21 protein-coding genes are annotated in these 18,452 nt (G+C 70.4%); 11 read left to right on the forward strand and 10 right to left on the reverse strand.

Going from position 1 to position 18,452, the window contains the following annotated elements; all coding sequences use genetic code 11:
- Window positions 1–4 precede the first annotated feature (4 nt).
- Window positions 5–1,147, reverse strand: coding sequence for an NAD(P)/FAD-dependent oxidoreductase (locus tag ABN273_RS55565; protein WP_349457856.1), 1,143 nt, complete (start codon window positions 1,145–1,147; stop codon window positions 5–7).
- Between the two features lie 146 nt (window positions 1,148–1,293).
- On the opposite strand from ABN273_RS55565, the gene ABN273_RS55570 reads away from it, so the two are divergent.
- Window positions 1,294–1,497, forward strand: a complete 204-nt coding sequence (locus tag ABN273_RS55570) for a heavy-metal-associated domain-containing protein (RefSeq protein WP_349457857.1) — start codon at window positions 1,294–1,296, stop codon at window positions 1,495–1,497.
- Between the two features lie 3 nt (window positions 1,498–1,500).
- On the opposite strand, the gene ABN273_RS55575 is transcribed toward ABN273_RS55570, so the two are convergent.
- From ABN273_RS55575 to ABN273_RS55590, 4 genes are all read right to left on the reverse strand, one after another.
- Complete coding sequence (locus ABN273_RS55575) at window positions 1,501–1,878, reverse strand: nuclear transport factor 2 family protein (RefSeq protein WP_349457858.1); 378 nt, start codon at window positions 1,876–1,878, stop codon at window positions 1,501–1,503.
- Window positions 1,875–2,222 carry a hypothetical protein gene (locus ABN273_RS55580; protein WP_349457859.1) on the reverse strand — a complete coding sequence of 116 codons (348 nt, stop codon included), beginning with the start codon at window positions 2,220–2,222 and terminating at the stop codon, window positions 1,875–1,877. Before ABN273_RS55580 ends, ABN273_RS55575 begins: the two co-directional genes overlap by 4 nt.
- Before the next feature lie 8 nt (window positions 2,223–2,230).
- Window positions 2,231–2,704: an anthrone oxygenase family protein gene (locus tag ABN273_RS55585; RefSeq protein ID WP_349457860.1), complete on the reverse strand. Its 474-nt coding sequence runs from the start codon at window positions 2,702–2,704 to the stop codon at window positions 2,231–2,233.
- 261 nt (window positions 2,705–2,965) lie between these two features.
- Window positions 2,966–3,577 (reverse strand): TetR/AcrR family transcriptional regulator, encoded by a 612-nt coding sequence (locus tag ABN273_RS55590; protein WP_349457861.1) that lies wholly within the window; start codon window positions 3,575–3,577, stop codon window positions 2,966–2,968.
- Between the two features lie 115 nt (window positions 3,578–3,692).
- Here ABN273_RS55590 and ABN273_RS55595 point away from each other — a divergent pair, with 115 nt between their 5' ends.
- The 3 genes from ABN273_RS55595 (at window position 3,693) to ABN273_RS55605 (ending at window position 7,960) form a co-directional block, all read left to right on the forward strand.
- Window positions 3,693–4,634 (forward strand): RNA polymerase sigma-70 factor, encoded by a 942-nt coding sequence (locus tag ABN273_RS55595; RefSeq protein ID WP_349457862.1) that lies wholly within the window; start codon window positions 3,693–3,695, stop codon window positions 4,632–4,634.
- A 95-nt stretch (window positions 4,635–4,729) separates the two neighbouring features.
- On the forward strand, window positions 4,730–5,980 hold the full coding sequence (locus tag ABN273_RS55600; RefSeq protein WP_349457863.1) for an NAD(P)/FAD-dependent oxidoreductase: 1,251 nt from the start codon (window positions 4,730–4,732) through the stop codon (window positions 5,978–5,980).
- 135 nt (window positions 5,981–6,115) lie between these two features.
- Window positions 6,116–7,960, forward strand: coding sequence for a serine/threonine-protein kinase (locus ABN273_RS55605; protein ID WP_349457864.1), 1,845 nt, complete (start codon window positions 6,116–6,118; stop codon window positions 7,958–7,960).
- Between the two features lie 163 nt (window positions 7,961–8,123).
- Here ABN273_RS55605 and ABN273_RS55610 read toward each other — a convergent pair whose 3' ends face one another.
- Window positions 8,124–9,107 carry a helix-turn-helix transcriptional regulator gene (locus tag ABN273_RS55610; protein WP_349457865.1) on the reverse strand — a complete coding sequence of 328 codons (984 nt, stop codon included), beginning with the start codon at window positions 9,105–9,107 and terminating at the stop codon, window positions 8,124–8,126.
- 63 nt (window positions 9,108–9,170) lie between these two features.
- Here ABN273_RS55610 and ABN273_RS55615 point away from each other — a divergent pair, with 63 nt between their 5' ends.
- Together ABN273_RS55615 and ABN273_RS55620 are read left to right on the forward strand one after the other, a co-directional pair.
- Window positions 9,171–10,307 carry an epoxide hydrolase family protein gene (locus ABN273_RS55615; protein WP_349457866.1) on the forward strand — a complete coding sequence of 379 codons (1,137 nt, stop codon included), beginning with the start codon at window positions 9,171–9,173 and terminating at the stop codon, window positions 10,305–10,307.
- Window positions 10,308–10,382: 75 nt separating this feature from the next.
- On the forward strand, window positions 10,383–11,432 hold the full coding sequence (locus ABN273_RS55620) for a hypothetical protein (RefSeq protein WP_349457867.1): 1,050 nt from the start codon (window positions 10,383–10,385) through the stop codon (window positions 11,430–11,432).
- Window positions 11,433–11,474: 42 nt separating this feature from the next.
- Here the strand turns inward: ABN273_RS55620 and ABN273_RS55625 are convergent, their stop codons facing one another.
- Entirely contained in the window at window positions 11,475–12,029 is a 555-nt protein-coding gene (locus ABN273_RS55625; RefSeq protein ID WP_349457868.1) for a YceI family protein, read from the reverse strand.
- Between the two features lie 101 nt (window positions 12,030–12,130).
- On the opposite strand from ABN273_RS55625, the gene ABN273_RS55630 reads away from it, so the two are divergent.
- The 4 genes from ABN273_RS55630 (at window position 12,131) to ABN273_RS55645 (ending at window position 15,597) form a co-directional block, all read left to right on the forward strand.
- Entirely contained in the window at window positions 12,131–12,982 is an 852-nt protein-coding gene (locus ABN273_RS55630; protein ID WP_349457869.1) for a helix-turn-helix domain-containing protein, read from the forward strand.
- A 95-nt stretch (window positions 12,983–13,077) separates the two neighbouring features.
- Complete coding sequence (locus ABN273_RS55635) at window positions 13,078–13,914, forward strand: aldo/keto reductase (RefSeq protein ID WP_349457870.1); 837 nt, start codon at window positions 13,078–13,080, stop codon at window positions 13,912–13,914.
- A 192-nt stretch (window positions 13,915–14,106) separates the two neighbouring features.
- A complete protein-coding gene (locus ABN273_RS55640; protein ID WP_349457871.1) occupies window positions 14,107–15,261 on the forward strand; it encodes a glycerophosphodiester phosphodiesterase in 1,155 nt (384 codons plus the stop codon).
- Window positions 15,262–15,363: 102 nt separating this feature from the next.
- Entirely contained in the window at window positions 15,364–15,597 is a 234-nt protein-coding gene (locus ABN273_RS55645; RefSeq protein WP_502911330.1) for a hypothetical protein, read from the forward strand.
- 144 nt (window positions 15,598–15,741) lie between these two features.
- On the opposite strand, the gene ABN273_RS55650 is transcribed toward ABN273_RS55645, so the two are convergent.
- Window positions 15,742–16,032, reverse strand: coding sequence for a hypothetical protein (locus ABN273_RS55650; RefSeq protein WP_349457873.1), 291 nt, complete (start codon window positions 16,030–16,032; stop codon window positions 15,742–15,744).
- A gap of 634 nt (window positions 16,033–16,666) precedes the next feature.
- On the opposite strand from ABN273_RS55650, the gene ABN273_RS55655 reads away from it, so the two are divergent.
- Window positions 16,667–17,179: a transposase gene (locus ABN273_RS55655; RefSeq protein WP_349457874.1), complete on the forward strand. Its 513-nt coding sequence runs from the start codon at window positions 16,667–16,669 to the stop codon at window positions 17,177–17,179.
- A 30-nt stretch (window positions 17,180–17,209) separates the two neighbouring features.
- Here the strand turns inward: ABN273_RS55655 and ABN273_RS55660 are convergent, their stop codons facing one another.
- Window positions 17,210–17,596: a hypothetical protein gene (locus ABN273_RS55660; RefSeq protein WP_349457875.1), complete on the reverse strand. Its 387-nt coding sequence runs from the start codon at window positions 17,594–17,596 to the stop codon at window positions 17,210–17,212.
- A 343-nt stretch (window positions 17,597–17,939) separates the two neighbouring features.
- Window positions 17,940–18,452: hypothetical protein (locus ABN273_RS55665; protein WP_349457876.1), on the reverse strand; the 513-nt coding region annotated here is incomplete at its 5' end.

Genomic DNA, 18,452 nt, shown 5'->3' on the forward strand with positions numbered 1-18,452 from the left:
GTAGTCAGACTGTTTGGCGCGCGGTGATCGCCCGCTTGAGTTGGATCAGGTCCTTGGGGGAGTTGACCGCGACGGCGCCCACCAGCACGCCCCGGCGGGTGAAGGCCACGGCGAAGCGATCTTCTTCCGGGGAGCCGGTGGCGATGCTCGCCGTGTCCGCGAGGTGCGGCAGCCCGGCCGTCTGGATGCGGGCGCCGTGCACATGGGTGGCGAAGTTCGGCACGTCCAGGAATGCTTGAGCGTTCTCGGGTCCGGCCAGCAGATTACGGGCGGCGACCGCGCCCTGCTCGTTGGCGTTGGCCCAGTGCTCGATGCGCACCATCTCGCCGTCGAACAGGCCGTGCGGCCAGCGGGCGACATCCCCTGCGGCCACGATGTCGCTCGACCCCGTCGCGAACAGCGTCGGCTCGCACAGCACGCCGTCGTCCACGGCCAGGTCGCTGCCGTCCAGCCATTCCGTGTTCGGCACCACGCCCATGCCCCCGACGACCAGGTCCGCGGCGATAGAGCGGCCGTCGCTGAGCCGTACCTGGCCGCCGTTCACGGCGGTGACCCGGACGTTCGTGATGAGCTCGACGCCGTTGCGCTCGTGGTGCGCGGCCAGCCAGCGTGCCGCGTCCTCGCCCAGTCCGGCGTGCATGGGGTACGGCGCCGAGTCGACGAGGGTGACTTTCCTGCCGAGCTGCCGTGCCGTGGCGGCCACCTCGCCCCCGATGAAGCCGCCGCCGATGACCAGCACGTGCTCGAGTCCCGACTCGAGCTCCGCGCGCAGTGCCAGCGCGTCCTCAAGGGTGCGCAGGGTGTGCACGCCGTCGAGCCGCCGCGGGCGTGCGCCGCTGGCGATGACGAGGCCGTCGTAGCCGGCCTCGGTGCCGTCGTCAAGGCTGACCGTCCGGTTCCGGACGTCAAGGTGTACGGCCTGCCGGCCGCGCAGCCACTGGTCGCCGAGCTCCTCCGCACCCGGGAGCGTGACGTCGTCGTCGCCCCGCAGCACGCTCTTCGAGAGCGGCGGGCGGTTGTACGGCACGTGCGTCTCGGCTCCGACCAGCGTGACCTCGCCCTCGAAGCCCTCCCGGCGCAGCGCCTGCACGGCCCGCAACCCGGCCAGCGAAGCACCGACGACGATGATCCTGTTGATTCTTCTCATGCCTGTGACCATACCCATAGGGGGTATAGTCATCGCAATGTGACATGAGTCTCATATACCCCTGGCCCGTATGTCTTGCCCCGGAAGTGATCGCGGCGTACCGTCTCTGCACATACCCGCAAGGGGTATCGAGAGGAGATGTGGCGATGAGCACGAGCACGTACAAGGTGTCGGGGATGACCTGCGGCGGGTGCGCCGGCAAGGTGAAGAGCGAGATCGGCAAGGTCGCCGGGGTCTCCTCGGTAGCTGTCGAGCTGGCGACCGGGCAGGTCACTGTCACCTCTGACGGCCCGGTCGACGATGCGGAGATCAGGAACGTTGTGGAAGAGGCCGGTTACGAAGTGGGGTGACGTTCATGGGTTGGCGGTCCTGGTGATCGAGTTCACGCGATGGACCCGCCCGTCGGGGGCGAGCTGGGCGAACAGGTAGACCTCGATCTGCAGGGTCTTGTCCTTTCTGGTCCGGACGGTCATGGTGTAGCGGGCGGCGGCCCGGTCGCCGTCGAGCACTGTCTCGTGGACCTGGATGTCCAGCTCGAGGGAGTTCTTGCGGGCCGGGCCGGCGTGGTCGATCAGCCGCTGCCGGTCGAGGGTGATGCCGTCGTTGCGGTATTCGAGGTCGGGGGTGTAGTAGCGGTCCACGATCGTGGCCGGGTCCTCCTGGCTGAAGGCCAGCTCGTACGGCAGCCGCGTCAGGAAGGCGTGGAAGTCAGGCCGTCCGGTCCTCGTCATGCTGACGCCGGCTGAGTGCGGCTGACGGACCAGACCCGTGCCAGCTGCACCATGCTCACGCCGAACATCAGCACGCCGAGCGGCACATGCAGGCTCTTCACGTGCGCCATGCCCAACGCCATCTGGGCCAGCGTCATCACCAGCATGCCGGCGGCGGGCAGGATGGCGCTCACTCGCCGCGACACCAGCGCGGCGACCAGGTACAGCAGCACGGTGACCACGACACCGAGGGCCGTGGCGCTGTGCGCCATCCGGCCTCCGGGCGAGGCCAGCAGCAGCCCGGCGGTGACCGCCTGGAGCAGCAGGGCGACGGTCTGCGCGGTGATCGCGATACGCAAGAACATGATTCTCCTCAGCGGGTAGATGGCCGGGCGACGACGACGACAGTGATGATCAGGGCGAAAGCGGCCAGCGCGGTCAGGGTGCGCAGGGTGTGGAACAGCTCCCACCGCTGGAAGATCTCGGCGTAACCATCCGGGACCGGGCCGGCGGCCCACTTCCGGAAATGCGCATGCAGGGGGATGTTGCCGAACACGGTGATCAGCAGCGAGGCCAGTGCCAGCGCACCGGCGCCGAACGCCAGCCGGCGCCACCGGCCCCGGCCGGCGATCGCCAGGCCGAAGGTGGTGAGGATGGCCAGCGCCATCGCGCTCTGCATGACCGGCTCGTTGACCTTCATCATCGTGGTGTGGAAGGTCAGGCGCACATCCAGCGGAACGGCGCCGAACGTGGGGATCACGTTGGCCGCGCCGTACCCGAACGCGCCCGCGAGCAGCCCGGTGGTCAGCAACGCCGCCCCGTGGAGGTACCTGACTGGGGTTCTCATGACTGGCAATGGTCGTCAAGCCGGGGCTTCACGACGTCCCACACTCGGCCCCATTTGCGCTACCTCACCGGAAGCAACGACCGGCCGGACTACGACGCCGGGAGTAGTCCCGCAATACTGCACAGCAGGGATGAGCAGCTTCCGGTGCGCCCGTAAAGTGCGAAAGGTGCGGTTCGACGTGCGAGGGCACACAAGCGTGCCCGCACTGTTCTGTGTGCGCGGCTCCTGGTGCTGCCGCCCACGATCGTGCCGTCGGCGCGGCTACGCTTGTGCGGGCCGCTCGGCCGGGGCGAGCAGTGACAGCATTGTCGTGATCAGCACCTGCTCGGCCTCCTCGGGCGCGAGCCGCCCCGCCTCACGCTCCTGCGCGGCACTGTGGATGATCGAGAAGAACGTCGTCACCAGCCAGGCCAGCGGCAGGTCGGTCCGGAAGTCGCCGTCGCGCTGCCCGCGCGCGATAAGCCGCTCGACCCGCCGCAACGGCCGGTCATGGTGCTCCCGGATCCGCTCCGTGGCCAGCACCCGGTCAGCGGCCATAAACAGGCGGCGATGCCGGTCGAGCAACTCCCAGGACGACCGCAGCAGCTCCGCCATGGCCGCCGGCGCCGGCGCCGTGTCGATCGACTCGTCCGCCAGCACCGCGTCCGCCACGTCAACCGCGTGATCGAGCACCGCGTCCACCAGCGCCTCCCGCGACGGGAAGTGGCCGTAGAGCGTCACCCTGCCCACTCCGGCGGCCTTGGCGATGTCGGCCACGCTGGCCGTGGGGTCGGCGCTGAGCAGCCTGGCGCCGGCTTCGAGGATCGCCGCGATGTTCCGCTCGGCGTCCGCGCGCCGAGCGGGTACGGGCTGTCGTGCTGCGGTCCTCGCCATGCGATCCACCCTACGACGGCGGTTCCCGTGCCACGTCAACCCTCGAGCACTGCGCCTGAACCTCACACCATCGCGGCGGCGGCCCGGTTCGCGCCGCGCGGGCTAGCATCGGGCCATGCCCTTGACCGCGAACGACGTCGACCGGTTCGAGGCGTCCAGGCCGCGCCTGGAGGCCATCGCCTACCGCGTCCTCGGCTCCGCAGGGGAGGCCGAGGATGCCGTGCAGGAGACGTTCCTGCGCTGGCAGGCCGCCGACGTCGACCGCATCGAGGTGCCCGAGGCCTGGCTGACGAAGGTCCTCACCAACCTGTGCCTCAACCAGCTCACCTCCGCGCGGGCGCGCCGCGAGACCTATGTGGGCCAATGGCTTCCCGAGCCGCTGCTCGCCGGGGACCCGATGCTCGGCCCGGCCGACACCGCCGAGCAGCGGGAAGCGGTCTCGTACGCGGTCCTCACGCTCATGGAGCGCCTCTCGCCAAGCGAGCGGGCGGTGTACGTGCTGCGGGAGGCCTTCGACTACCCGCACCGGGAGATCGCCGAGATCCTCGACATCACCGAGGCCACCAGCCAGCAGCTCTTCCACCGCGCCAAGAAGCACGTCGCGGACGGCAAGGCCCGCACCGAGATCGACGATGCCGCCGCCCGGCGGATCGTCGAGGAGTTCCTGGCGGCCGCCGCCAGCGGCCAGACCGAGGTGCTCGTGCGCCTGCTCACCGAGGACGTCATCTCGATCGGCGACGGCGGCGGGAAGGTCCCGGCCCGCGCCAAGGCGTTCGAGGGCGCCGTCGCGGTCGCGAGGTTCCTGCGGGGCCTGCTCAAACCCAGCGAGGCCAAGCACGCCCTGGTCGGCGGCGCGCCCGAGGTCTACGCCTGGACCGCCAACGGCGACCCCGCCGTCGTGGCCGTCGTGGACGGCCGGGTCGTCGGCGTCATGTGCCTGGAGATCACCGCCGAGGGCATCGCCGCGTTCCGCAACCAGGTCAACCCCGACAAGCTCGAACGTGCGACCGCGCACTGGGCGGCCGCCGACCACGGGGAGCCCCTGTTGGCCTTCTGAGCGCTATGTGAGGTGTTTCACATCGCGTACCTGTCAGCAAACGGCGGGCTGCCCGGTTCAAGTGGCAAAACCCGCGCGAGACAGGGGCAAGGAAAATGCAGCACCGCATCATCGTCCTCGGGGCCGGATACACCGGGGCCATCGCCGCCGGCCGCCTCGCCAAGCGGCTCCGCCGCGAGGACGTCGCCATCACCCTCGTCAACGCCGAGCCGGACTTCGTCGAACGCGTCCGCATGCACCAGCTGGCGACCGGCCAGGACCTCAAGCCCCGGCCGTTCAGGGAGATGTTCGCGGGCACCGGCGTCGAGCTGAGGCTCGCGAAGGTCACCGGCGTCGACGTCGACCGCAAGACCGTCACCGTCATCGACGCGAACGGCGCGGGTGTGATCGCGCCCGGGTCCGGCGCCGGCCTGATCGCGCCCGGGTCCGCCGCCGAAGAGCTCGCCTACGACACTCTCGTCTACGCCCTCGGCAGCGGCTGGAACGCCCAGGGCGTCCCCGGGACCGCCGAGCACGCCTACGAGATCGCCGGCCGCGCCGGAGCGCTCCGGCTGCGCGAGCGCCTGGCCCGCCTCGACGCCGGGCAGGCCGTGGTCGTCGTCGGCGGCGGCCTCACCGGTCTGGAGGCCGCGACCGAGATCGCCGAGGCCCGCCCGGACCTCGACGTCGCCCTCGCCGCCAGCGGCGGCCTCGGCGACTGGCTCTCGCCCAAGGGCCGCGAGCACCTGCGGAAGGTCTTCGGCAAGCTCGGGATCACCGTGCACGAGCACGCCGCCGTCGCCGGCGTCGAAGCCGACCGCGTCGCCACCGCCGACGGCACGGTCATCCCGGCCGCGGTCACCGTGTGGACCACCGGCTTCGCGGTCCACCCGATCGCGCAGGCGACCGCCCTGGAGGTCACCGGCAACGGCCAGATCGTGGTCGACGGGACCATGCGCTCGGTCTCACACCCGGACGTGTACGCCGTCGGCGACGCGGCCATGGTGATGGGCCCAGGGGACAAGCCGCTGCGGATGTCGTGCGCCTCGGGAATTCCGACCGCGTGGCAGGCCGCCGACGCGATCGCGACGCGCCTGACCGGCGGGAAGCTCCCGAACACGCCGCTCCGCTACTTCAACCAGTGCATCTCGCTGGGCCGCAAGGAGGGCCTGATCCAGTACGTCACCGCCGACGACCGCGCCGTGCAGGCGGTCCTGATCGGACGGCTCGCCGCCGTCTACAAGGAACTGGTCTGCAAGGGCGCCGCCTGGGGAGTCGCCAACCCGACGCTCGGGCTGCCGGCCCGGCGCCGCCGCCTCACGCGGGAGCGGGTCGCGACGGGCTCGGCCGCCAAGGCGCCGGCGTAGAGCACGAAACGTAGCGGCCGCCCTCGGCGCGAGGCGCCCTGTCATGCTCTCGAACGTGTGACCAGAACGCTGTGTATTCCCCCGTTCACCCAGTAGATTCGAGGGTCCCGGTGATCGACGAGGGGAGATCGGGCGGTGCGCGACGGCATGACGGTCGGCGGGCGCTACCGCCAGGAGACCTGCCTGGTCAGCAGCCGCGCCACGGAGGTCTGGCTCGCCCGCGACCTGCTGCTGAACCGGGATGTCGTGCTCAAACGCATGCTCGTGGACAACGCCGGCTTCAGCCGCTTACAGGCCGAGGCCCGCGCCCTGGCCGCCTTCAACCACCCGCACGTGGTCACCCTGTACGACGCCGTGCAGGACGACGACGAGGCGGCGTCGTGGATGGTGATGGAGCACGTGCCCGGCGGGAGCCTCGACGAACACCCGCCCATGCCGCCGGAGCAGGCGGCCCGGCTCGGCGCGCAGATCGCCGGCGCGCTGGCCGCCCTGCACGCCAAGGGCATCGTGCACCTGGACGTGAAGCCGGGCAACATCATCCTCACCGGCGACGGTGTGGCCAAGCTGGCCGACTTCGGCGCCGCGTACCGGGTCGGTGGCAGGGAGACGATCACGCCCAACGGCGCCATCAGCTACACCGTCGACTACGCCTCGCCCGAGGTGGTCACGGGGCGGCCGGAGCCGGCCTCGGATGTGTTCTCCCTCGGCGCCACCCTGTATGCGCTGGTCGCCGGGCGGCCGCCGCGGCCGGGGGTGGACGAGGAGGAGTCCGACGCGTACGTCACGGCGTGGGAGGCCGCGCGTGGCGCCGTCGAGATGACGGCCGACGTCGGGCCGCTGGAGAGCCTGCTGGCGGACATGCTGCAGCCTGACCCGGTGGAGCGGCCGAGCGCCGCTGAGGTCCGGCGGCGGCTGGAGAAGCTCGCGGGATCCGCGCCGACCCGTCCCCGGCGGCTGGAGAAGCTCGCCGGATCCGCGCGGCCCCGTCCCCGGCGGCGGCCGTTCATCCTGGTGGGCGCGGCGCTGGTCGTTGTCGTCGCCGCCTACGCGGTGTACCACACGGTGAGCGGGCTCACGGCAAGCTCGGCCGGGCCCTCGGCCGGCCCGGTCGCTCCTTCGGCCGGCCCGCCGGCTTCCCTGATCGGTGACCCGCGCAGCGCCGACCCGTGCGCCCTGACCGACCCCGCCGCGCTCCGCCGGTTCGGCAGGGCGGAGCTCGACGTCGACTACGGCAACTTCGACCGGTGCGACGTCATCGTGCTCCCGCCCACCCGCGGCGTCGTTGACGTCCAGGTGTGGCTCGACCGCGACCCGCCACCCGAGCGGGCCCAGCCGGCCAGGACCGTGGGCCCGGTCGAGGTCATCGACCACCCCGCCGAGAGTGAGGTGTGCCGGCGCACGCTCTTGCTGCCCGGCGTCGAGGACACTGTCGTGAAGGTCATCGCGAACATGGAGGAGGACGGCAAGGTCGACTTGTGCGCCATCGCCGACGCCGCCACCACCACCGCGGCCCAGGCACTCGCCGCCGGCCCGATCGAACGCCGCTCCCCGCCACTGCCCGCCGCCTCCCTGGCCCAGAGGGACGCCTGCGCGCTGCTGCGCGGCATCGCCATCGAGGCCGTCCCAGGCGTCGACGCCACCAGCCCCGACCCCGGGTTCGGCGGATGGCATTGCTCGTGGGACGGCACCACCGGCGACACGTGGGTGAACCTGCAGTTCGACCGCGAACTGCGGCGAAACACCGAGGACGACGGGACGCCCACCCGCGTCAACGGCTACCGGGCCTTCGTCACGCCGAAGGGCGAGGGCGGCGGGACCTGCCTGCTCCAGGTGATCTACCGGTCGTACGCCGACCAGCGCGGTGAGAGCGCGGTCGAGAAGGTACGCATCGTGGTCGGCGGCTCGCGCCCCACGGACCGGCTGTGCCGCATGGCCACCGACCTCGCCCGCTCCGCCACCGCCCAGCTCCGCGGATCGTGACCTCCTGGACCGGTCAGAACAGCCCCTGGGAGCTGCCCGTGCGCGCATCCGGCCAGCGACAAAGACCGCGCCCCCGGCCGCAACGTGCGCTTCGGCCGCGCCGGAGGAGCCTGAGCGTCGGCGTGGACGACCGGTCGGTGAGCTGCCCGCACGCCGGGGTGGCCTACCGAGAGGAACGGTGGTGGGACCGCCCCGTCGTCCCTGACGCCGCCCGGAGACGGTCGGCCATGACGCCGATCCGCTCGACCAGCTCCGGCGGGTCATGCACCTCGAACCCGATGTCCATCAGGGCGACCCACACGACGATCTCGTCGAGGTTGTTCGCACCGCACAGGAGGACGCAGGTCTCCGCGTCGACGGGCTCCACCGTCCCCGTCGTCGGCGGCATGTGCCCGGTCACGACCTCCGCCGGGGCGTGCATGGTGAAGCGCGCCTGATAGCGGTACGGAGCACTGGAGATCGCCCGGGACATGTAGGCGGCGAGGTCCTCGTCGGGCGGGTCCCTGGGGACGAAGCGCGGCCCGTTCGGCGTCCTCAGGCGCAGCCGGTCGACCCGGTACGTCCGCCAGTCCTCCTTGTCGATGTCCCAACCCACGAGGTACCACCGGCGCCCCGAATGCACGAGCCGATGGGGCTCGGCTGAACGGCGGCTCTCTCGGCCCTCGCGCGACCGGTAGTCGAACCGCAGCCCCTCATGATCTCGGCAGGCCGCGGCGATGGCGGTCAGCACCTCGGGGTCCACCGGTGGTGAGGCCCCCGTCATGGGGACGGTCATCGACTGCAGCGCGTGAACACGATGCCGCAGCCGTGCAGGCAGCACCCGTTCGAGCTTCGCGAGCGCCCGTACGGACGTCTCCTCGATCCCGGCGACCGTGCCCCCGGCGGCCGTCCTCAGCCCCACCGCGACCGCGACCGCCTCGTCGTCATCGAGCAGCAGCGGGGGCAGGTCGGACCCGGCGCCCAGCCGGTAACCCGGCGTGCCGGCTGTGGCGTGCACGGGATAGCCCAGCTCCCGCAGCCGGTCCACATCCCGCCGTACGGTCCGCGTCGTGACGCCGAGCCGCTCCGCCAGCTCCGCGCCGGACCAGTCCCGGTGGGTCTGCAGGAGGGACAACAATCTGAGGAGTCGAGCCGAGGTCTCCAACATGTTTTCAATCTTGCCGGCAACCTAGGACCGAATCCGTCCTAACCGGCTCCTAACGTCTTGGGCATGGCGAAAATCAACCCGTTCCGCATCGACATCCCGCAGGCCGACCTGGACGACCTCCGCGACCGCCTGGCCCGCACCCGCTGGCCGGACGAGCTGCCCGGCACCGGCTGGTCGTACGGCGTCCCGTCCTCGTACGCGAAGGAGCTGGCCGAGTACTGGCGGACGGCGTACGACTGGCGGGAGCAGGAGGCGGCGCTCAACGAGTACCCGCAGTTCACCACCGAGATCGACGGCCAGAACATCCACTTCCTGCACGTCCGCTCTCCCGAGCCCGACGCGCTCCCGCTGATCCTCACGCACGGCTGGCCCGGTTCGATCGCCGAGTTCATGAAGATCATCGGTCCGCTCGCCGACCCCCGCGCCCACGGCGGCGACCCGGCCGACGCCTTCCATGTGGTGGCGCCCTCCCTGCCCGGCTTCGGGTTCTCCGGCCCCACCCGCGAGACCGGCTGGAACCTGCGCCGGGTCGCCCGCGCCTGGGCCGAGCTGATGAGCCGCCTCGGCTACGACCGGTACGGCGCCCAGGGAGGCGACACCGGCTCGGTGGTCTCTCCCGAGCTCGGCCGCGTCGCCCCGGACAACGTCATCGGCGTCCACGTCAACGGCGCTCTGGGCTTCCCGAGCTTCGAACCCGCCGAGCTGGAGGGTCTCACAGAGGCAGAGCAGGCCCGGCTGGCCCTCTACACCGACCAGGACCGCTCGGGCTACGCCATGATCCAGTCCACCCGCCCGCAGACGCTGGCCTTCGGCCTGCACGACTCTCCCGCCGGCCAGCTGGCCTGGATCGTGGAGAAGTTCAAGGAGTGGACCGACCCCGCTCACGACCTCCCTGAAGAGGCCGTGGACCGCGATCAGATGCTCACCGACGTCACCATCTACTGGCTCACCGGCACCGCGGGGTCGTCCGCCCGCCTCTACAAGGAGGGCTCGACCGACTGGGGCCGGCCCGTCGAGAAGTCCGATGTTCCCACCGGGGTGGCGGTCTTCCCCGGCGACGCCGGGATCCGCCGCGTCGCCGAACGCGAGCACAACGTGGTCCACTGGTCGGAGTTCGAGCGGGGCGGCCACTTCGCCGCGATGGAAGCACCGGACCTGCTGGTCGCCGATGTCCGCGCGTTCTTCCGGCTGGTCCGCTGACTCGCGTCGGGGAGCAAGAGGCCATGACGCCCTGTGCCAGGGCGTCCGAGCCGGAGGACCTCTAGAGTCTCGGACATGGAGAAGATCTTGGCGGCGGCCTCGGCGGTCCTGGGTCAGAGGGTCAGACGGCCGGTCGATCTGGGCGGGAGTTCGCGCAGCGACGTCCTGCGGTGTGTGACCGGCGATGACGGCACGGTGGTGGTCAAGGCGTACCGGGACGCTGCGGGCTTCCCGGCCGAGGCGGCCGGGTTGTCGCTCGGTGACGGGTTCGGGCCCCGGTTGCTGGCTGTGGACCCGTCCTTCCCGCTCATCGTGATGTCGGACCTCGGCGTCGCGCCGAGTCTGGCTGACGTGCTGCTCGGGGGGTCGGCGGAAGCGGCGGGGGAAGGGCTGCTCGCGTGGGCGCGGACGTACGGGGGGATCGCCAAGGCCGGTGCAGGACGACAGCAGGAGTGGGAACGCTCTCGGGCCGCCTACTCCGCAGACCGTGCGGGGTGGCTTTTCTTCCGCGATCTGGGAGAGGTGTTACCACCCGTCGTGCCTGCGGGGCTCGACGGCGAGCTGGCGGCGCTGCAGGCGAGCAGCGAGCGGTATCCGGTGTTCTCGCCAGGTGACATCTGCCCGGACAACAACCTGCTGACAGCGGACGGGCTGCGGGTGCTCGACTTCGAGAGCGCCGGATATCACTCGGCTTTTCTCGAAGCGGCATACATACGCATGCCGTTCGCCACGTGCTGGTGCGTGTTCCGGCTGCCGCCCGGGATGGAAGCGGAGATCGAGGACGTCTACCGCGAGGAGGTGGTCGCCGTCCATCCCGAGCTGGCCGATGACGAGATCTGGGAAGCGGGGGTGCGGCAGGCTGTGGCCACTTGGACGATTCAGATGACGAAGGTCTTCTTGCCGCGGGTCCGCGAGCAGGATCAGCCCACGCATTCCAGCCGGACACCGGTGCCGAGCCGGCGCCAGGTGCTGCGCTACCGGTGGGGTCGCCTGCTGGACCAACTCGACCAGGGCGCGTTTCCCGCTGTGGCGGAGGTCGTACAGGCGTGGTTGGAGACAAGCGCGGAGTGGGACGTCGCCGAGTTGCCCCGCTACCCTGCCTTCACCTCGGCTGAGCCAGGGTAGCGCGCGGCTGCGGCCCCGGTGTCCGCGCATGTCCGGAGGTGTTTACTCGGGCTCGACGAACTGCATGTCGAGCTGGATCTTCACGGAGTCACCGAGGATGGCGGGGGCGAAGCCGAGACCGAAGTCGCTCCGGCGGATCTCGCCCTTCGCCTCGAAACCGGCGTGCCGGCGTCCGTCCACGATGGAGTCCTCCACCCCGCCGAACTCGACGTCGAAGGTGACGGACCTGGTCACCTCGCCGATGGTGAGGTCGCCCGCCATGATCCAGTCGTCGCCGGCGCCGTCGATCCTGGTGGAGCGGAACACCATGGCCGGGCGGTTGGCGACGTCGAGCATGTCCGGGGCGCTGAGGTGGGCGTCGCGGTCGGCGTTGCCGGTGTCGACCGAGTCGAGCGCAACGGTGGCGGTGACCGCACAGCTGTCGAGGGTGTCGCCGACGATGAGGTCCGCCTCGAAGCGCATGAACTGGCCGCGCACCTTCGAGATGCCCAGGTGGCGGATCGTGAAGCCGACCGCCGAATGGAACGGGTCGAGGGTCCAGTGCCCGGCGGCGAGCGGCAGAGCGGTCGGGATCGTCGTAACGGTCTTGGAAGTCATGTCCCCCAACCTGGCCCGGGCGGCGGCGCGTAGGGAGGCCGGGCTGAGGCTGGCCCTGACAGGGCGACGATGAGCGCGCCGGGGGTCGGTAGGTTGCGGGTGTGAGTGACAACGAGTTGGGCGCGTTCCTGCGGAGCCGCCGGGAGGCCATCAGGCCCGCCGACATAGGGCTTCCCGCCGGGTTCCGGCGGCGGACCCCCGGGCTGCGCCGCGCCGAGTTGGCCACGCTCGCGGGGATCAGCGTCGAGTACCTCGCGCGGCTGGAGCAGGGCCGCGACCGGCATCCGTCCCCGCAGGTGCTCGGCGCGCTCGCCGACGCCCTGCGGATGTCCACCGATGAGCGGTTCCATCTCAGGATCTTGGCGAAGGCGATGGAAGGCGGCAGCTCGTTCGTCTGCCGTTCGGCGCAGCCGCCGGTCGTGTCCATCCGGCCGACGGTACGGGCGCTGCTCGACAAGCTGGAACCCGCCCCGGCGGTGCTGATCAACCGGATGACGCAGGTGCTCGCGTACACCACGGGCTTCGAGCGCCTGGCTCGCCCCACCGGCCTCCTGGACGTGGCCGAGCCCAGCTTCGCGCGGTTCGTGTTCAGCGACCCGCGCGCCCGCGGCGTCTATCCCGACTGGGACGCCGTCGCGACCCAGCAGGTCGCCATCCTCAAGGGCGCGGCCGGTCTCGCCGACCCGCACGTGGCGGCTCTCGTCGACGAGCTCACCATCACGGCCGGCGGGCCCTTCAGCGAGCGGCTCACGACGCCGGGCATCCCCGAGCGGGCCGGTGTCCAGCGCTGGGCGCACCCGGAGGCCGGGGACGTGCGGCTCGCGTACGAGGCCCTCGAACTCGCCGACGACCAGCGCCTGATCGCCTACCTTCCGGCGGACGAGGCGTCGTCGGCCGCGCTCGATCGCCTGGCCGGGCGCCATCCGGGCACGCTCCGCGTTGTCAACAGCTGACCGCGGACGTTCGCCTGCCAGAGGCGGTCCGAGGGTTCCGCCGTGCGCGGGGCCAGTCGTAATGATCAACTTTACGTGAGAGGCGAAAGCGACACATGACATCGAGCACATTCCGCATCGGGGGTGAGCGCAGCGTGCGGCGGCTCGGGTTCGGGGCCATGCAGCTGCCGACCGGACCCGGACCGGCTCGGGAAGCCTCCATCGCGGTGGCGCGCCGCGCCGTCGAGCTGGGTGTGACGCTGATCGACACCGCGCACCTGTACGGGTGGGGCGCCAACGAGGAGCTCCTCGCCGAGGCGCTGTCCCCTTATCCGGACGATCTGCTCATCGCGACAAAGGTCGGGGTCGCGCCGCCGAGCCCGCCGCACGATGCGGCGATCTGCGGCCGGCCGGACTTCCTGCGGGATCAGGTCGAGCAGGGCCTGCGCCGGCTTCGGGTCGAACGGCTCGAGCTGCTCCAGTTGCATCGCATCGATCCGACGGTGCCGCTCGCCGACCAGCTGGGAACGCTGCGCGAGCTCCAGGTCGAGGGCAAGATCGGCCACCTGGGACTGTCCGAGGTCACCGTCGCCGAGCTCGCGGAGGCGCGGCAGATCATCGACGTCGCGAGCGTGCAGAACCGCTACAACCTGCTCGATCGCCACCACGAGGCCGTGCTCGACGCCTGTACCGCGGCGGGGATCGCCTTCCTGCCCTGGCGGCCCGTCCACCCCGCGGTGTCGGAGGCGACGGCCGAGATCGCCGCCGTGGCGGCCGAACTCGGCGCCACCGCGGCGCAGGTCTCGCTCGCGTGGCTGCTCGACCGCTCCCCGGTCGTGCTGCCGATCCCGGGCACCGCCACGATCGACCACCTGGAGGAGAACGTCGCCGCGGCGAGCCTGCGGCTGAGCGGCGATCAGCGGCGACGGCTCGATGGGATCCAGCCGCGATGAGCCACCCGAGGCCCGGCCCTCGCTGCTCCGGAGCGAGGGCCGGCCACATGCGGTTCGGTGCCCAGCTGAGGGACCGCGCTCGTCACCGGAAATTCTGCCGTTATTGGCCAATAGTCCCATTTCGGTCCTTACCATAATCCCGCGGTGATCGCCGGTGAGAGTCTCCGGTGCAGATGCCGCAGGGAGTCCCACGTGCGAAAGATCGCAGCCACCACCCTCGCCGTTCTCGCCCCCCTCGCCGGAGCCGGTGCGGCTCCGGCCGCGGCCGAGCCTGCTCACGACCGGTCCCAGGTCGTCGTCATCGGCCACCGCGGCTCGGCGGGCCACCGCCCGGAGCACACCCAGGGCGGCTACGAGCTGGCCGTGGCCATGGGCGCCGACTGGATCGAGCCCGACCTGGTGCCGACCAAGGACCACGTGCTGGTCGTCAGGCACGAGAACGAGATCTCCGGCACCACCGACGTGTCGCTGCGCCCCGAGTTCGCCGCGCGCAAGACCACCAAGGTCGTCGACGGGCGCAACGTGACCGGGTGGTTCACCGAGGACTTCACGCTGGCCGAGCTGAAGACGCTGCGCGCGGTCGAGCGGCTGCCCGCGATCCGCCAGCGCAACACCGTTTACAACGGCTACTACGAGGTGCTCACCTTCCAGGAGGTGCTCGACCTGGCCAAGCGGCTCTCGCGCCAGTACGGCAGGCAGGTCGGCGTCTTCCCCGAGACCAAGCACCCGACGTACTTCAGGTCGATCGGGCTGCCGCTGGAGGAGCCGCTGATCGAGACCGTCAAGCGCAACGGCCTCAACCGGCCGGGCAGCCCGGTGGTGGTGCAGTCGTTCGAGCCGTCCAGCCTGAAGCGGGTGGCCAAGGACCTGCGCGTGCCGCTGTGGCAGGCGCTGGGCACCACCGGTCGGCCGTACGACCTGACCGCGGCCGGAGACCCGACCACCTACGCGGACATGATGAAGCCCGAGGGGCTGGCCAAGATCGCGGAGTACGCGCAGTGGATCGGGCCGGACAAGTCATCGGCGATCCCGCTCAACCCGGACGGCAGCTCGGGCACCCCGACGACGCTGGTGTCGGACGCGCACAAGGCGGGCCTGAAGATCGGCGTGTACACCTTCCGCAGCGAGAACCAGTACCTGCCCCTGCAGCTGCGCCGCGGCCAGGCCCCGACCGACCACGGTGACGCGCTGGCGGAGTACCGTGCGCACCTCGACCTGGGCGTGGACGCCTTCGTCACCGACTACCCCGACGCCGCCGCCCTGGCGAAGGCCGAGCGGGGCAAGCCGCAGAAGCCCGTGCAGCCGAAGCAGTTCGACAACGGCCTGCCGGAAGAGGGACAGGAGTAGGCAAGGGGGCCGCCTCCACGCCGAGGCAGGTGGCCCCCTGCCCGTCCGACCGTCCGCGGCCAGTACATCTGTCTGCTTCCGAATGGTCCGGCCGGCACGCTGCTGCGCGGCGACGAGGCCGTCGTGGAGGTGACCGGGCTGCGTAACCCTTGCGTTCAGATCGACGCCTTCCAGGACGGTCTGCTCAAGCAGGTCGTCGGCCGCGACGAGGCCGGGAATCTGGTTCGCAGGGCCGGCGTCATGAGCGTCGTCAGGACGGGTGGCGTCGTGCGCCCTGGCGACGTGATCAAGGTTGAGCTCCCGGGTGAGCCGCACCGACCTCTCGACCGGGTCTGACTCCAGGTGCTCCCGGGCTCAGCCACCGCACGCCTCCCTGGTCGCCCACGCCAACGCGCAGGGGCCCCCGCCCGCCCCGTTTGCCTGAGCGGGGCCTCGTATGCCTGCCGGGAGCACCCTGTGCCGGGACAGACTTGTAGCGGGTTACTTGTAGTACTGCACCCAGTACTCGACGGTGTGCTTCTTGTCGAGTTTGAACGCCGCAAAGTACGTCCCGTGCCCGGCGTTGTGGATGCGGACGATGCCGTAGCTGCCGTTGCAGGCCCACTTGCCGGACTTGGCGACCTTCGAGCCGGCGCCGTAACGCTTCACGTACACGAGGTCGACCTTCAGCTGCGAGTCGTTGCCCCAGCAGCGGGCCTTGACCTGTATCACGCGGACACCCGAGAGCCGCTTCCAGTCCGGGGTCGTGAAGTACCCCTTGCGCGGGGGCATCGCCTCGTGCCGTTGGGTGTACCACTTGGCTATTGCCGCTGCGCTCGCGTGGGTCGTGACCTCGCTGTGCGCGGCCGGGGCCGCGACGGCCGGGGCGGCCGCCAGACCTAGAGGGTGTCTCTATTCCCCAACTAGCGATCTTGCTTGGATTACAAAAAACCTTGTCCGCGAGGGATTGTAACGTTTTGTGATCAGGAGCATGCTGACGGTTGGTGGTCCGCATCCCGCCGCGTGCCAGGCACGTTTCGGAGGGGAGGGCGGACCATGTCGTCGAAGATCGGGCATGTCGCTCAGGAACGGTACGAGCAGCTCGTGGCCGAAGGGCGGGAGCTGATCGAGGTACAGACCAGCTGCAATTTCGCACTTGGGGATCAAGCGCTGGTGTCAAGCGCTGGAAATCGAACCTATGCGGCCGTACGGAGGTCGGTCGCCGCGGCGGATGAGACGTTCCTGGTCTCCACGTCGCTGCAGATGTTCGCGGACGACCTGGGCATCCCAGCGGCGCCGTTACGCACTTCAGCCGGTGGACCAGGGCCGGGGTCTTCAACCGGATCCGTGACGAGCTTCGCCGCGCCATCCGGCTGCGCGCGGGCCGCTGCCCCAACCCGGTCGCCGGGTGATCTACTCTCAGTCGGTGCGCGCCGCTGCTACGGTCACCGGCCGCTCACGCTCGTACGATGCCGGGAAACGAGGGGGCGGCAGGAAGCGTCACCTGGTCGTGGACATGTTCGGCCTGATGATGACGGTGATGGTCACCCCGGCTGGGCAGCCCGACCGCGACGCCGCCCGGGAGGTGCTGGCCCGGCTACGGATGTTGCACCCGCAGCTCACCCTGATGTGGGGCGACAGCACCTACGCCGGGACGCTGGTGGAGTGGGCTCGCCGCTTCCTGCGCCTCACCTTGAAGATCGTGACTAAACGGCCTGGTCAGACGGGGTTCGAGGTACTTGCGCGAAGGTGGATCGTCGAGGGGTCTCTGTCTTGGTTGATGAACGCCCGCCGCAACGTGATCGACTTCGAACGCAAGCCGTCTCATAGCGAGGCGCACCTGACCGTGGCCGCGATCACGCTCATGACCCGGCGGCTGACCAGGAAAAGGCCGCAGGCGTGGATCCGGAAGTCAACGTCGGCTCCGCTTGCTGCCTGACCATCGCACGTCGCGCCTTCTTGGCGTTCGTCAGCCGGTCAGCACGTCGTTCACGATGGTGGAGAGATCCTGCGTCATCTGTGAAGTGACGAGCTCAGCGCGGTTGTCGCCGCAGATCCGGTATGAGTATGCGTTGCCCGTGGAGGCGCACACCCCGCTTACCTGGACCATGCCTTCCAGGTCCTCATCGCCTGTTTGACCATGCAGATCAACTACCTCGACCACGTGCAGCGCCGTTGGGCCGCTGCCCTCGTTCGCCTCGAAGACAGTCATGCCCAGCTGGAGGTCGGATTCCGCGCAGGAGTCAGCCCAACCGGGAGGCGTGGGAAGCCCTGTCGGCCGGTGCGCATCCAGTGCCGCGCCGACCTCAGCCATCGTCACAGCGCCTGCAGGCGCAGAGTTCTCCATGCTGGTCACGAACATCAATCCTGGTCGAGAGGACGAGCACCGGGCCGTTGAACGGACGAACGTTTACGCTCCGCGGACTGGCGATGGGTGTCTAAAGATCATGAACGGGGTCGAAGACACCCTCTGAAGAACGTAGGACAGAACGTCCGAACCCGGCCAGCCCGCGCCCCTCGCCACCTGGGCGGACCGCGAGCGCCGGGATTATCCGGCCGCACCGGGCCCGACCAATCCCGGTTCGTCCCGCCGTGGCGTGTCCGGAACCGCTTGCCGGATTACGCACGCGGGGCACACGGCGCGCACCCGCCACGCGCCCGGACGGTGGCGCCGGACGCGGGGCGGATCAGTGGCCGGCTCAGCCGTAGGACTGCGCCCAGTACTCGACGGTCTGCCGATTCGAGAGGGTGAAGGTCGCGCCGTACTTCTTGTGCCCGGCGTTAGTGACGCGCAGGTAACGGGGAGTGCCGTCGCAGGGCCACTTGGCCGTCTTCATGATCCTCCAGGCCCCCCACCGGTTCCGGTACTCGAATGCGGTGTTCATGGTTTGGCCCTTGCCCCAGCAGCGGGCCTTGACCTGCATCACCCGGTGCCCGTACTTGCGATCCCAGACCACGCTCCAGATGCTGACCCGCTTCGACTGGTGCTTGAGGGTGACCCACTTGGCGCGTTTGGCGGCCGCCTGGCCGAAGACCGCCGCGGCCCTCTGGACCGTGCTCGGCGCGGCGGCAGTTGGAGCCTGCTGCGCGGTGGCGGGGGCCGCCTGGGCGGGGGCCGAGGCCAGGGACAGGGCCGCCGCCGAGGCGACGCCCAGCAGCCCGGCCCGGGTCGCGAGGTTGGTGCGCATTGAGATGTTCTCCCTTGCTGATCG

Origin of the sequence: Nonomuraea sp. B19D2 (assembly GCF_040137845.1) — a bacterium.
Classification (GTDB): Bacteria; Actinomycetota; Actinomycetes; order Streptosporangiales; family Streptosporangiaceae; genus Nonomuraea.